The sequence below is a fragment of the Spiroplasma eriocheiris genome, from assembly GCF_001029265.1.
In the GTDB taxonomy this organism is placed as follows: Bacteria; Bacillota_I; Bacilli_A; order Mycoplasmatales; family Mycoplasmataceae; genus Spiroplasma; species Spiroplasma eriocheiris.
Genome location: NZ_CP011856.1, coordinates 459,808 through 474,150, shown reverse-complemented (window position 1 = coordinate 474,150; position 14,343 = coordinate 459,808). Strand labels below are relative to the sequence as shown.

The 14,343-nt window shown below is 30.9% G+C and carries 12 protein-coding genes; 1 reads left to right on the top strand and 11 read right to left on the bottom strand.

Annotation, left to right across the window (positions count from 1 at the left end):
- Nucleotides 1-104 precede the first annotated feature (104 nt).
- The 6 genes from SERIO_RS02230 to SERIO_RS02205 form a co-directional block, all read right to left on the bottom strand.
- Nucleotides 105-551 (bottom strand): peroxiredoxin, encoded by a 447-nt coding sequence (locus tag SERIO_RS02230; RefSeq protein ID WP_047791280.1) that lies wholly within the window; start codon nucleotides 549-551, stop codon nucleotides 105-107.
- Nucleotides 552-592: 41 nt separating this feature from the next.
- Complete coding sequence (locus tag SERIO_RS02225; RefSeq protein WP_047791279.1) at nucleotides 593-928, bottom strand: hypothetical protein; 336 nt, start codon at nucleotides 926-928, stop codon at nucleotides 593-595.
- A 243-nt stretch (nucleotides 929-1,171) separates the two neighbouring features.
- Nucleotides 1,172-1,555 carry a RidA family protein gene (locus SERIO_RS02220; protein WP_047791278.1) on the bottom strand — a complete coding sequence of 128 codons (384 nt, stop codon included), beginning with the start codon at nucleotides 1,553-1,555 and terminating at the stop codon, nucleotides 1,172-1,174.
- Nucleotides 1,556-1,606: 51 nt separating this feature from the next.
- Nucleotides 1,607-3,025 carry an NADP-dependent glyceraldehyde-3-phosphate dehydrogenase gene (locus SERIO_RS02215; protein WP_047791277.1) on the bottom strand — a complete coding sequence of 473 codons (1,419 nt, stop codon included), beginning with the start codon at nucleotides 3,023-3,025 and terminating at the stop codon, nucleotides 1,607-1,609.
- Between the two features lie 113 nt (nucleotides 3,026-3,138).
- Nucleotides 3,139-4,452 carry a methylenetetrahydrofolate--tRNA-(uracil(54)-C(5))-methyltransferase (FADH(2)-oxidizing) TrmFO gene (trmFO, locus tag SERIO_RS02210; RefSeq protein WP_047791276.1) on the bottom strand — a complete coding sequence of 438 codons (1,314 nt, stop codon included), beginning with the start codon at nucleotides 4,450-4,452 and terminating at the stop codon, nucleotides 3,139-3,141.
- Nucleotide 4,453: 1 nt separating this feature from the next.
- Entirely contained in the window at nucleotides 4,454-7,096 is a 2,643-nt protein-coding gene (locus SERIO_RS02205; RefSeq protein WP_047791275.1) for a valine--tRNA ligase, read from the bottom strand.
- Between the two features lie 484 nt (nucleotides 7,097-7,580).
- Here SERIO_RS02205 and SERIO_RS02200 point away from each other — a divergent pair, with 484 nt between their 5' ends.
- On the top strand, nucleotides 7,581-8,558 hold the full coding sequence (locus SERIO_RS02200) for a hypothetical protein (protein ID WP_047791274.1): 978 nt from the start codon (nucleotides 7,581-7,583) through the stop codon (nucleotides 8,556-8,558).
- A 104-nt stretch (nucleotides 8,559-8,662) separates the two neighbouring features.
- Here the strand turns inward: SERIO_RS02200 and SERIO_RS06640 are convergent, their stop codons facing one another.
- The 5 genes from SERIO_RS06640 to SERIO_RS06630 all read right to left on the bottom strand — a co-directional run bounded on the left by SERIO_RS06640 (nucleotide 8,663) and on the right by SERIO_RS06630 (nucleotide 14,207).
- Nucleotides 8,663-9,484 carry a lipoprotein gene (locus tag SERIO_RS06640; RefSeq protein WP_047791273.1) on the bottom strand — a complete coding sequence of 274 codons (822 nt, stop codon included), beginning with the start codon at nucleotides 9,482-9,484 and terminating at the stop codon, nucleotides 8,663-8,665.
- Between the two features lie 176 nt (nucleotides 9,485-9,660).
- Complete coding sequence (locus SERIO_RS02190; protein ID WP_236682172.1) at nucleotides 9,661-10,743, bottom strand: AEC family transporter; 1,083 nt, start codon at nucleotides 10,741-10,743, stop codon at nucleotides 9,661-9,663.
- 120 nt (nucleotides 10,744-10,863) lie between these two features.
- Nucleotides 10,864-11,013, bottom strand: a complete 150-nt coding sequence (locus SERIO_RS06555) for a hypothetical protein (RefSeq protein WP_158500490.1) — start codon at nucleotides 11,011-11,013, stop codon at nucleotides 10,864-10,866.
- On the bottom strand, nucleotides 11,003-12,589 hold the full coding sequence (locus tag SERIO_RS02185) for a sodium-dependent transporter (RefSeq protein WP_047791271.1): 1,587 nt from the start codon (nucleotides 12,587-12,589) through the stop codon (nucleotides 11,003-11,005). The genes SERIO_RS06555 and SERIO_RS02185 overlap by 11 nt, the downstream gene beginning before the upstream one ends.
- Nucleotides 12,590-12,836: 247 nt before the next feature.
- A complete protein-coding gene (locus SERIO_RS06630; RefSeq protein WP_047791270.1) occupies nucleotides 12,837-14,207 on the bottom strand; it encodes a spiralin repeat-containing protein in 1,371 nt (456 codons plus the stop codon).
- Nucleotides 14,208-14,343: the final 136 nt, after the last annotated feature.

Here is a 14,343-nt window from a genome sequence, read left to right as displayed (position 1 = left end):
TTTACTATCCATAATCTTCCCACCTCCTTTTAAAATATGTTAAACATTTAACAAATAATGTTAAGATTATACCATACTTTTCATAACTTCAACGTTTTCGCCAATTATTTATCAAGAAATTTTAAAACATCTTCAATATGGTCAACGGGTTTTACTTTTCGTCAAGCTTGAAGAATATTAAAATTATTGTCAACAACAAAAGTACTTCTTTCAATTGCCATAAAAGTATTATTGAACATCTTTTTTTGTTTCATAACATCAAAATGTTGGCAGAGTTTTTCATCAATATCACATAGCATTGGAAACGCAACCGCATGGTCACATTTAAATTGATGTTGTTTTTTGGGATTATCCCGGGAAATCCCAATCACATTGTATCCTCTTTGTAAAAATTCTTGGTAATGCTTGTTATAGGCTATTGTTTCTAATGTACATCCTGGGGTTGATGCTTTCGGGAAAAAATATAAGATATAGCCCTTTTCCTTTTGAAATTCCGATAATAAATGCTGGTGATTATCCTCAAATAAAAATGGTGTTGTTTTTAAATTCATGGCATGACCTCCTTGTTAAAAAAATAAGAAATAACAATTTCTTATTTTTGACTACTAAAAATTTGAATTAAGTATTTAGTTACTTCCAGTTTGTTTTTTAATATGTTAAATGATAATTTTAAATCTAAAAAAATCAAGTAAAATGAAATTTCGCTCAGATCAAATTGGTATTCTAGTTTATTAATTTCTTCTTGAATTTTATCAATTTCTGCTTTAATATCCTCATAATCCTCTTGCGCAGCATATACTTTTAAACTAGCACGTTCTTGTAAATCACTCGCATCTTGATCTAATGATTTAATTATTGCCATTAATTCATTTAATGATTGTTCAATCTTTTCTTCTTTTAATGACATTTTTTCATTCTTATGCTCCATATTAATCACCTACTTCTATGTCTTTAATATATCATAAATTAACAAAAGAAACTAAAAATTTCCAATTATTAGAAAAAATTATCTCGTGATAACTACCAAATTACCATTTGGGATATGATTGGTAATTCTAAATAATCCGTTCTTAAATTAAAAGAGTGGATAAAAAATATTATAAGGGAAAAGGATTTTTTGTAAAGACAAATCGAACATTTAATAAAAAAATGGTTATTGTAATAACCATTTTTAACCGCAAAATGCCACGGCTTCAATTTCAACTAACGCATCTTTGGGCAGTTTTCCAACCTGAACGGCAGCTCGCGCTGGTTTGTTCGTATTAAAAAATTGACCATAGACCTCGTTCATTTTGGCAAAATCATTCATATCTTTTAAGAAAATATTAACTTTAACAACATCTTCCAAGGTTGCATTCGCAGCGGCTAAGATTGCTTGAATGTTTAATAATGATTGTTTAGTTTGATCAGCAATATCATTACTAATAAATTCCATTGTTGAAGGAACTAATGGTAATTGCCCCGAAACATAAATAAAATCGCCAGCTTTAATTGCTTGTGAATATGGTCCAATTGCACTTGGTGCTTGATCAGTATTAATTACTTGATGTGCCATTTTTTTCTTTCCTTTCTGTGGTCTTTATAAAGTTATTATACAACAAAAGGTTTAGTAATTAATTACTAAACCTTTAATTCTTGTTACTGAATTTAATGTTTCTTTAATTCCTTGGACCCCTTGCCCTGATTCTTTAATTCCTAAGAATGGGAAGGAATCGGGTCCTCGTTGTGATTTCCCATTAATATTAACAGTTCCGGTTTCTAATTCATGCGCTAAATGAAAGGCTTTGTTAATATTTCTCGTAAAAATACTTGCTTGTAAACCAAAATTTGATTTATTAGCAATTTTAACCATTTCTTCTTCAGTTTTACAACGAATAATTGGTAACACTGGACCAAATGGTTCTTCTCATGCTAAACGCATATCAGTTGTTACATGGTCAATTAAAGTAGCTGCCATCAAGTTGCATTCTCTTTTATTACCAACAATCAATTTAGCATTTTGTGCTAAGGCATCATCAATTAAACCTTGCACAAAATCAGCTGAGTTTAAATCAATTAGGGGAATAATGGTATGGTTATCTAATGGGGAACCCATTGTTAATTTTTCAACCTCTGGTTTTAATAGTTTTACTAACTCATCAGCCACTGTTTCATCAACTAAGACCCTCTTAATGGCTGTACAACGCTGCCCTGAGTAAGAAAAAGCCCCACCAATAATTTCTTTAACTGTTTTATGCAAATCAGCATCCGCTAATACTAACGCGGGGTCTTTCCCCCCTAATTCTAAAACCAATTCCCGACCTTTGGCCATATTTTTAATATGATTTCCAACTTCTACTGAACCCGTAAAGGAAATTAAATTAATTTCATGGTGACTAACTAATAAATCACCAATATCACGCCCTCTTCCTGTTACCACATTGAAAACACCACGGGGAAAATTAGCTTCCATCGCTAATTTTGCCATATATAACCCAACTAAACTACCATTGGTTGCTGGTTTAAAAACAACGGTGTTTCCAACAACCAAGCTCGGCGCAATTTTAGAAATACTTAAGTTAACAGGATAATTGTATGGTGAAATTGCTAAAATAACACCCCGTGGTACTCTCGTAAAGATTCCCATTTTGTTTTTAATATTTCATCCATCACCGGTTAAAGCTTCTGGTTGTATTCTTTTGGCTTCTTCAATAGTATATTCAATATATTCAACTGATCGTAAAACTTCAGTTTCACCATCTTTAAGATTTTTTCCAACTTCATAAGCCATAATTTTTGCTAACTCTGCTTTATGTTTAAGCAATAAGGCACTTCAGTCTTCTAAATATTTAATTCGTTCAAATAACGTTAAATTCGCCCATTCACGTTTGTGTTGACGAGCACTTTTAAAAGCTAAATCAATTTCTTTCGCTTTTAAGGCTGGGACCTTTCCACACGGTTTTAAATCTATTGGTGAAATAATTTCTAATCATTCACCATTATTAATTAACTTTCCATCAATTAGAGCATCAAGTGTTCAATTCATAAATTTATCATCTCTTTTCTATATAATCTTATTCTATAACTTTTTTAGTAAATTGCTAGCAGTTTTATTTGAAAACCACCTTGCCAATGGTGAAAATAATAATTGTTGATAAATTAAACTCCGTTTTCTTTAATGAAGTTTTCCAAGGCTGTTAGTGATCGCGAACCATAAGCTTGGTATTTTTCTAATTTTGAATTAAATTTTTGGTCAGTAAAATCAGGAATAATCCCAAAATTAGCTTTCATTGGTTGAAAATTATCCGGACTCGCATTAATAATATAATTAATTAAAGAACCAATCATTGTTTCTCGCGGAAATTCAAGTAATGCTTGCTGGTTAACATAACGAAAAATATTAATGGCACTTGCCAAACCCATCGCAGCAGATTCAACATAGCCTTCCACCCCGGTAATTTGTCCCGCAAAGAAAAGATGGGGATTTGTTTTTAATTGTAATGTTGGTTGTAATAAAACTGGGGAATTAATAAAATTATTTTTATGCATAACTCCATAACGAACAATCACCGCATTTTCTAATCCGGGAATTAATTGAATAATTCTTTTTTGTTCGGGAAATTTTAAATTAGTTTGGAAACCCACAATATTATATAAACTATCAATGGCATTATCTTGGCGCAGTTGAACCACCGCATAAGGCTTCGCACCATTGGGCATTGCTAAACCAACTGGTTTCATTGGACCAAATAATAATGATTGTTGGCTACGCTTAGCCATTACTTCAATTGGCATACAACCTTCAAAATAAATTTCTTTTTCAAAGTCATGCAATTGCACAACTTCAGCATTAACAAGTTCATTTACTCAGTTATCAAATTCCGCTTTTGTTAACGGACAATTAATATAATCCTTACCTTCTCCTAAATCATAACGAGATTTATAGTATGCTTTCTTAAAATCAATACTATCCTTGGTAATAATTGGGGCGGCAGCATCAAAGAAATAAAAATATTCTTTGCCTAAGAAATCACGAAGCGCTGCTTGGAGGCTATCAGTTGTAAGGGGCCCGGTTGCAATTAAAGTAATTTCTTTGTCATTAATCTGGTTATATTCCTGATCAAGAATTTCAATGTTCGGATGATTAGCTAACGCTTCCGTAATATATTTCGAAAAACCCTCACGGTCAACAGCTAAGGCACCCCCGGCTGGAACCCGGTTGGCATAGGCCGCTTTAATAACTAGCGAATCCAACATTGCCATTTCGGCTTTTAATAATCCCACTCCATTGGTGATATTATCACTTCGTAACGAATTTGAACATACTAGTTCAGCAAAATAATCTAATTTTTGAACCGGATTTTTATTAATGCGCTTGCTTTCATAAAGTTTAACTTTAACTCCCCGGGTTGCTAACTGATAGGCAGCTTCACACCCAGCTAAACCAGCCCCAATAATATTTACAGTTGTCATTTTAAAGTTTTCCTTTGATTTGTTCATATTGGTTTAAATATTGTTGATATTTTTCTTGTTCAGCTTTAACCTTCTCAGGAGATGCTTTGGTTAAGAAATTTTGATTATTTAAAATATTGCGACTCCGTTCTAGTTCTTGTTCCAATTTAGCCAATTCTTGTTTTAATTTTTCTTGTTCCACCGTACGGTCAATTAAACCAGCTGTAATAACTTCTAATGTGTAATGAGTTAATGGTAAAGAAATATAATCTCCTCCTGGCAACTGATAAGTAACCTCTATAATTTCGGCGTTAACTAATTTTTTTAAATATTCATTAATCGCTGGTTGGTAAGTTTTCAAATGCTCATAATAATCTGCTTGAGGATTAATAATAATTTTGATTTCATGATCCCGACCAATATTGTGCTCATTGCGTAATTCACGAATGGCGGGAATAATCATAATAACATCATTTAAAAAATTAACTGGATAAGTAAAGTTAACATCGGGATATGTTTCTAACATAATTGATGGTTGTAAATTTAAGTGTTGGTAGATCTCTTCACTCACAAATGGAATAAAAGGATGCAACATAATTAAAATTTGTTTTAAAACATAGTATAAAGTTTGCAAAGTAATTTCTTTCACTTCTTGCTGACTACTATTTAAATTAACTTTTGCAAGTTCAATATACCATGAACAATATTTATTTCACACAAAATCATATAACTCTTTGCCAGCCAACACAAACTCATAGTTATCCATATTTTCTTTAACCTGATGTAAAGTTTTTGTTAATTCACTAAGAATTCAACTATCAATATTATTTTCTTGGTGTTGATGAATAATTTGGTCAATCTCGTTGGCAAAAGCTGTTCACGGAACAAAACCAGTTGGCAAGTTTAATAACACATAACGAGAAGCATTTCATAGTTTATTAATAAAATTTCATGACGCGTTAATTTTTTCTTGGGAATAACGTAAGTCTTGACCAGGAGCACTATTAGTCATTAAGAAATGACGGAGAGTATCAGCTCCGTACTGGTCGATCACATCCATCGGATCAATCCCGTTCCCTAATGATTTACTCATTTTTCGTCCTTGTTCATCCCGAATTAACCCATGAATTAAAACATCATTAAATGGTTTTTGCTCAGTAAATTCTAATGCTTGAAACATCATTCGTGATACTCAAAAGAAAATAATATCATAACCCGTTACTAAGACATTAGTTGGAAAATAACGATTAAATAATTTTTCATCTCAATTTCACCCGAGGGTCGTAAACGGTCATAAGGCGGAAGAAAACCAAGTATCTAAAACATCTTCATCTTGGGTTCAGTTCTCTAAGTCACTAGGTGGATTAACACCAACATAAATTTTTGTTTCATCATTTTTGTGGTACCATACTGGAATTTGATGACCTCATCATAACTGACGGGAAATACACCAATCTTGAATATTTTCCATTCAAGTTAACAAGGTACGATTAAAACGTTCCGGGAAAAAATTAACTCGTTCGGCACTATTTTGTAAATTAATAACCGCCCTTGCTAACGGTTGCATTTTAACAAATCATTGTTTTGATAAATATGGTTCAACAATTGTATCACTGCGTTCTGAAAAACCAACTTGGTGATGATGATTTTCAATTTTAACAACTAACCCTTGGGCAATTAAATCAGTTACTAAGTTACTGCGCGCAGCAAAGCGATCCTGGCCTTGATACTTCCCTGCTAGTTCATTCATAGTACCATCTAAGTTCATACAAATTGGCATTGCTAGGTGATGGCGAAGGCCAATTTCATAGTCATTAGGGTCATGGGCAGGAGTACATTTCATAGCGCCAGTCCCAAAGTCCATTTCAACATAATCATCACAAATAACTGGAATTAATTCATTATTAGCTGGATTAATAACTTTTTTATTTCAATATTTTTTGTAACGTTCATCCTGGGGATTAACAATAACACATTGATCAGCAAACATTGTTTCGGGACGAGTTGTGGCAATGGTTAAATATTCAGTGGTACTGTTTTCTAAGAAGTATTTAAAGTAATACATCTTCCCTTCCGCTTCTTTATAAATAACTTCAATATTAGAAAGCGCCGTTTGTTGATGCGGATCTCACGGAATAATGCGATAACCACGGTAAATTAAACCTTTATTATATAACTCCCTAAAAACTTTGCGGACTGCTAACGATAAATTATCGTTTAAGGTAAACTGTTCTTTTTGATAATCCAATGCTAATCCTAATTTTGCCCATTGACTACGAATAATATCTGCGTATTCTTCTTTTCATGCTCAAACTTGTTCAATAAATTTTTCACGCCCTAAATCATGCCGTAAAATATTATTAACTGTTCGTAATCGCTCTTCAACCTTACTTTGGGTTGCAATTCCCGCATGGTCCATTCCTGGTAAATATAAAGTATCATACCCATTTAATTTTTTATAACGAATAATTAAATCTTGTAATGTTGTATCCCAGGCGTGCCCTAAATGTAGCTTGCCAGTAACATTTGGCGGCGGGATTACAATTGCAAATGGTGGTTTGGGCGAATTAACATCACTGGTAAAATAACCATTTGCTTTTCAAAATTCATACTTATCTTTTTCCACAATTTGCGGTTGGTATTTTTTATCAAATAATTCTTTCATGGTAAATCCTGCCCTTCTATTGCAATAAAAACTCCTATTATATCAATCTATAATAGGAGCAATTAATTTAATTACGGTACCATCCTGATTTTAATAAATAATTAAATATTATTTATTATCTTAATTAAGATATTTAATTTTATCTTATAAGCAACCTTCATTAACATAATATATTAATCTTGCACCACCTGATTAACTCTCTAAAATATTATTATTAACTACTCCTCTTATATTTATATCCTTTATTATAATTTAAAAAGTTAAAAATACAAGTTAATTACTTGAATTATTACTAAGTAGTTTTTATAGTTTTCAAATTTAATTTTATTTCATAAAATAACTCTTTAATAACAATAAAAAGTAATTTCAACTTTTTTAAAATTTCAATATTTTAGTATAAATCCCCAATTAAAAATATTTTTAAAAAATATTTTATAGTGTTATAATTTTTATATAGAAAATTATTATGGAGGAAAAATAAATAATGAAAAAATTATTATTTCTATTAGGAACACTAGTTATTAGTAGTATTTCAAGTAATATTGCCTTAACAAATAGCCAAATCTTAAACCAAAAAGTAACTAACATCTCAACAGAATTAAAAACAAAAGATTTTAATACTGATAATGTCTCATTATCAACGGGAGATGCTGAACAAAATTTACCACAATTTGTTGCAGTACTAAATGAAGCCTTTCAATATATAAAAGAAAACAATATTAAAAATTGAAATATTAAATTGTTAAATTGATATCAAACTAGTCCATATGAACAAGATCGAAATCACTTTATTCCCCAAGATCAATTGGATAATCTTCACAAAATTATGAGTACCGACTCCTTTGTTGCTAAGACATTAATAGGTCAGTGAAAACGAATCCCAGTTTCTGAAACAACTTTCCATTATATTTGGAATTCTTATTTAGTTTATACTAATAACCAACAGGAAGGAAAAACCAACTTAAATCCTTTTTCAGCAGAACTTCCTGTTCAAGAAACAAGAACATTTAATATAAAACTTACGATTGAGTATTCCGAACCAATTCACGAAATTATTGTTGATTCTTCATTAGTTGAAATTACTAGTGATGCAGCTTATGGTAAATTAACTGCAATGACAGATATTTATGATAAATGTTATGAAGCAATGCAATTATTAACAAACCCTAGAATTGCTATTATGGTAATTGGGTTCCTTGTTAATGGTGAAATTAGAGCAGCTGTGCCGTTGTCACAAAATGCTGTTCATACATTTAAAAATATATTAACTGATGATAATTTTAAATTATTAGATTTTGAATTTCATGCTGAAAATCATGGATCTGACAAATTTTATACCGTTAATATGATTTATTTAGATAATAATGTTGAAAAAAATATTCCGTTGTCACCATTTTTTACAATTCACGGTTTATTTCAAAAAGCTACAATCCTGTTGGAAACCGAATTAATAGGAGATTAATTAACAATTACATAAACAAGGATTTAGTCATATTTATAAAAAAAATTATTTTATAAATATGACTTTTAATATTTATATAAAGAATTAAAAAATGTCTAAGTTAATTAGACATTGGTTGTAATTTGCGCTAATTGCGCTGATTTATTATTCGCATTACCTGTTATTAATGTTGAAGTTGAAATTGAAGTCACTGTAATTTTAATGTTAAGATTAGCAGTACTTAAATCAACTGTGGCGGGAAACGTCGTTCCATCATCTAAAGTTATTGCGGTATGGTAGTCCGTATCTAATTTAGTTCCTGTTACAATCTTATCAATTAAATTTTGTACCACCATGTTAACTGCACTTGTTACATCAGCTTTGCTAACCTGACCGGGAGTTGCGACTGAACTTCCAGTCACGGTGATTGGTTGGGGAAAAGTAAGATTACTAATATTTTTTCGGAAATTTTGATCAGAGATTAGAACATCCCCATCAAATTTTGTCCCTGCTAAATAGCCTTGCATTTTTCGCGCTAATGCTAATTGTTCAGGACTAATAAAATCACCATGCTGGTCTTTATAAAACTCGCGAATTTGATCATCATTTGCTTTAGTAATTGTTAAATGAATAGTATCACCATTTTTTAAACTACTTGTTCCATCTCAACCTTTATAAGTAATTAAAAAAGCATTCCCAAATAAATCGAGGTTATCATTAACTTCCTTTTGATGAGCACTCTCCACCTTGGTTGCAAGAACTTTCACAACTGTTGTGTTAAGTTTTTCTTTACTATCAACATTTAATAACACCTGGCTAAAATCACTAGCTGTTAAACCACCTAAAACAGGAGGTTTTGGATTTTCGGGCTTATTACAAGCAACCACTGATGAAGCACCGGTTGCTGTTAAACCAACAGCTCCTAGAATTGCTAAAAGTTTTTTCATAGGTCTTCTCCTTTATTGTGGAATAGAAAGGGATTTTAATTGTACTGTTCGTTTTTTCATAATTTATGTCTTTCTTTCCAAGAATATTATATTAATTAGTTTCCAATAATGTCAACCATTTAAAATTCTTAATTTTAAACAAAAAAATGGTTATCAATTAATTAATAACCTATGTTTTAACTAAACAAACTAGTAGCGCCTAGGGCAGTTGTAATAATAATTCAAAATGGTAAAGCGATAATTGAAATTAGCGTTGATACTAAAGTAAGATTGCTTGTTAATAATGTTTCTTTATTAAAATTAATTGAGTAAGCAACAATTACTGAGGCTGGGGGCGCTGCTAACATTATAACAATAATAGTTAACCCCATTGTGGATGTTGTTCAAGCACCGGTTGCTTTACCAATTAAAGCAACCAAACAAGTTAGCCCTAGACCAATGACTGGGGCAATTAAAGTTTTCATAATAGTTCCATATCAAACTTTGGGATCTTTTAAGATATGAGTAATTTTCCCTTTTGCTAAATTAATTCCAATTGCTAACCAGGCTAAAGGAGTACAAACTCCAGCTAATGTTTTAGTAACAGTAAAGAGCGGGGGAAAAGTATTATCTAATCGCAGGGGTGAATATTTTGCCGAACTATTCTTTATCTGGTCGGGAACAACATTAATTCCCGGAATTAACTGGGTTACTCAAAAAATAAAGCCAATAATTGTGGCAATTAAAATTGGATTGAAAAAGATTTTTTTATAATTTAACTTTAACATTTGCCCAACATACACAAATTTGTTGACTGCTTTAACAGGTTGGTCAGTAGAAATGTGCACTGGATGATTAACTTTTCCCATAATAATAAACCCTAAGGAATATAAAAAGATATGGTATGGAACATTAAAAATATTAGAAGCAATTTTGCTTTCACTACCAGGAAATAAAGCTGTTACAATTGGAATCCCAAAGAACGAAGTCGCCGCAAAGGTCATACTCATTCCCAAAGCATCTTGGACATCTTTATCATATTGGAGATAAAAATAACGGGCAATTACTAACATAATTAAATAAAATAAAAATCCCGTTAATAATACCGCACACTCTGTTTTAACTTGTTCAACACTCGTATCAGACATAAACCCGTCAAATACTAAACATGGTAACCCCAGGGTGACTAAAACTTTAATAAAAACAACATCCCAGGTTGGTTTAAACTTTTGTTTTTTGGTTAAAATTCACCCCAGAAAAATCACAAAAATAGTTGCCAAAATGGCACTTCAAAAACCCCATGCTTGGAGTGTCTCAACAATTGCACTACCAACTGAATAAAAAATAATCCTCGTCTCCTCTTTTTTTCTTGTTTACTTTATTATAGCAAGAAAAAATCCTTATGGTTTCTTTTTATCACTTTCATCACTTGTTGCCTGGTGTTTTTTGGTTGCTAACCAATCACGATAAATGAAAAAGACAAAACTACTAAATAAAATAACAAATAAAACAATAATAATAACTAATGTAATAATTTCATTATGACCCATCGTCTAATCCCTCCTGTGGTACTGTTCTACTATTAAGCGTAACTGGTTTAATTTGATATTTTTTTAATTTGGTAATTGATAACCAACTAAAGAGTGCCGGAATAATTATCCCGAGTAAGACAGCTAACACACTTAATCATCATGCTTTATCTAATCCTTGGCTAACAAAAGTATAAAGCATAAAAATGATATTAACAAAAATTAGGACTGGAACTAAATATGAAAAAATAATCCGATAACTCTTGTTAATTTTAATTCACGAAGTCGCATTATTATTATCAATAATAATTTGTAACTTTTTGTAAATATGGACAAATAAGATAATTTCTAATAAACACATTAGTAACATATCAACACTGCCTGCTAAGGATTGGAAAGAATATATTAACTGGTTAGTTTCACTAAACATTAAGACTAAACCAATTACCATCATTAACCCAATGACTCCCAACACAATTTGGCGTTCTTTAATCCGATAGTTAGTATAGATTGCGTTAATACTAATTTCTACCATTGCAATAATACTACTTAACCCCGCAAATAATAATGCAATAAAGAATAAGATTCCTAAGAAATTACCGATCCCAACCACGGTGTTCTGGTTAATAACATTAAAGGCCTGCGGAAAGACATTAAAAATAAAACTCATCCCATCTCCATTCGGAAATTCAGCATCAATTGCTTTACTAAAATCATTAATACTACTTAAATTAGGGTTTTGGTTATAGACCAGAATCCCAGCGGATCCAAACACCATGATAATAGTTAATAACGAAATTGTTAACACTCCGGTTGATAAAATTCATGCTTTATTGGCATTATCTTGCTTTTTATTCGTTGACCCCGCAAAAATAATCATAAATCCCGACCCCACACAAACCGTAAAAATTGCTAATCCAAACGCATCACTTCAGACTTGGACATTTCCAAACGAAGCAGCTGTTTTATGGGTCGGAAGAAAAACCGTTCCTAATCCTTGCAAAGCCCCTGGGACTGTTAAAATATAGATTGATAAAACTAATAAGATTAAAAATAAGAGTGGAATAAATACTAAGTTTGCTTTTTCAATTCCTTTATTCCGAAAGTAAATAATTGCACCAACAATCACAATAATTACTAAAAATGCTATATAAGCTATTCATTGAAAATTAGCATCCCCAGCAACACCAACTCCCCCGGGTTCTAAAATATTATTATTAAACCAACTTGGAATCGCAATTAAATTAGTGAATTCAAGGACTAATGAAATTAACACATAACCAATTAAAACAGTATAATAATTAGCCACAATAAACATAAATCCCGCTTGAAATCACCCCATAAAACCTCCAACCGTTGGATTCTCTTCATCAAATATTCTGATTGCTGATTTCCGTCTTAAATTCCCTAAATTAAACTCAAAAATTAATAAGGGTACCGAACAGACTATTAACGCAAAAATATATAGCACTAAAAATGATAATCCCCCATCTTGTTTTAATAAAGTGGGAAATCCCCAGACGTTTCCTAAACCAATTGCTGCTCCTAAGGTAGAAACAATAAAACCAATCTTGCTAACTTCTTTTTGTTTTTTCATTCTTTTCCCTTCCTACTATTTATATTACCCACCAATAATTTATTAAAATTGTACCATTATTTTAAATAACAACATAAAAATTCAAAAGAAAATTTAATTGTCTTAATAAAATAAAAAGTACCTCCTTAAATATCATGACATATTTAATGGTACTTTTATTATTTATAGAAAGGTATTTACATTTATTTTATATTAATTTCGTATTTGATTATTGATATATTTTTTAAATATTTTATATTAAATTTTATTATTTACTTTCTTCTTGATGAAAATTTATAGTAAATGTTAATTCTTTTGATGTTGCAGAAGCAGCACCTTTTGTAATTGTTACAGTTACTTTAATTGAACCACTTTCATCAGCAGTTGGTGCTTTAAAATCAGCATATCCATACTTAACTTCTGCATCAGCTTTAGCTTCTGAAATTTCGCCATCAATTAATTTTTCAATTACTGTTTCAGCAGCAGGTTGATCATTTCCTTCTGGAGAAATTGTTAACTTTTCACCACTAATAGCATCAACTTTAGCTTTAATAGCATTAACTAATCCCTGATCCTTATTTTCTTCTTGTTGTTTAAATGTTACATTAAACTCTCTTTTACCTGTTAATATTTTAGAATCATCTTTTGCTGTAATTGTAAATTTTAATCCTTTAGAAATATCTTGACCAGCTTTAATACTTTCAAGTCCATTAATATCATAATATGTTCCTTCAATAGCACCTGAAACACTATTATCTTCTAATGTGGTTTTTACAAATCCTTGTACTTTTGTTTTAACAAAATCTACATCACTTGCTGCAAGTTTATCTGTTTTAGAAACTGAAATTGCAAGAGGTTGAACCGAAATAATTCCAAGATCTGTTTTTTTAACTTCTTGAGAATTAAATTTTACATTAATTGGGCTTGAAGAACCTTTAAGTAATTCACTTTTATCAACAGCTTTAACAGTTAATGTTACCCCTTTTGATAAATCTCCGGCTTTGATATTATCAATTCCATCAACTGTATAATCTTTATCAGTTGCAGTTGATTGCAATTTTTTAACTGCTTCTGAAATAGCTTTAATAACTTTGTCTTTTGCATCGTTTGCTTCAGTATCAGTAACTTTTGTATTATCCTCAACTTCAATTGGATCAATAGATACTTTTAAATTAGTAAGATCTTGTTGTTGAACTTTACTTGTTACTGTTAAACTTACTTCTAATGAACCTGTTAATTCTGATCCATCTAATGCTTTAATATTAACAATAATTTTATCCCCATCACTAAATTGAGCATGATGAGTAGTAAATTCTTCTTTGTTTTCATCCAAAATATTAATTTGAACTTTAACTGCATTTAGAGCTTCTACTTCTGAAATATGTTTTAAACTATCAATAACGGCATCATTAATAGCTTTATAAGCTTCGGTTTTTTCACCAGCTGCTTTATTAGCTGTATTAGCAATTGCATTACTAATAGCTACTGAAATTTGTTCTTTTTGCTTATCATTATATGATGATAAGTTTGTTAATTCATCTGTTGGTTCTGACTTGTCACTATTGCTACATGCCACCACTGATGAAGCGCCAGTTGCTGTTAAACCAACAGCCCCTAAAATAGCTAATAACTTCTTCATTTTATCTTCCTCTCTTTGTTAGCAAAATAGGAAAATATACAAAATAAAAAATTATCGTAATATTGGTGGAATAATAATTATCTATTTTATATACCTTTTCCTATGTGTAATAATACAAAAAAAAAAAAAAAATACG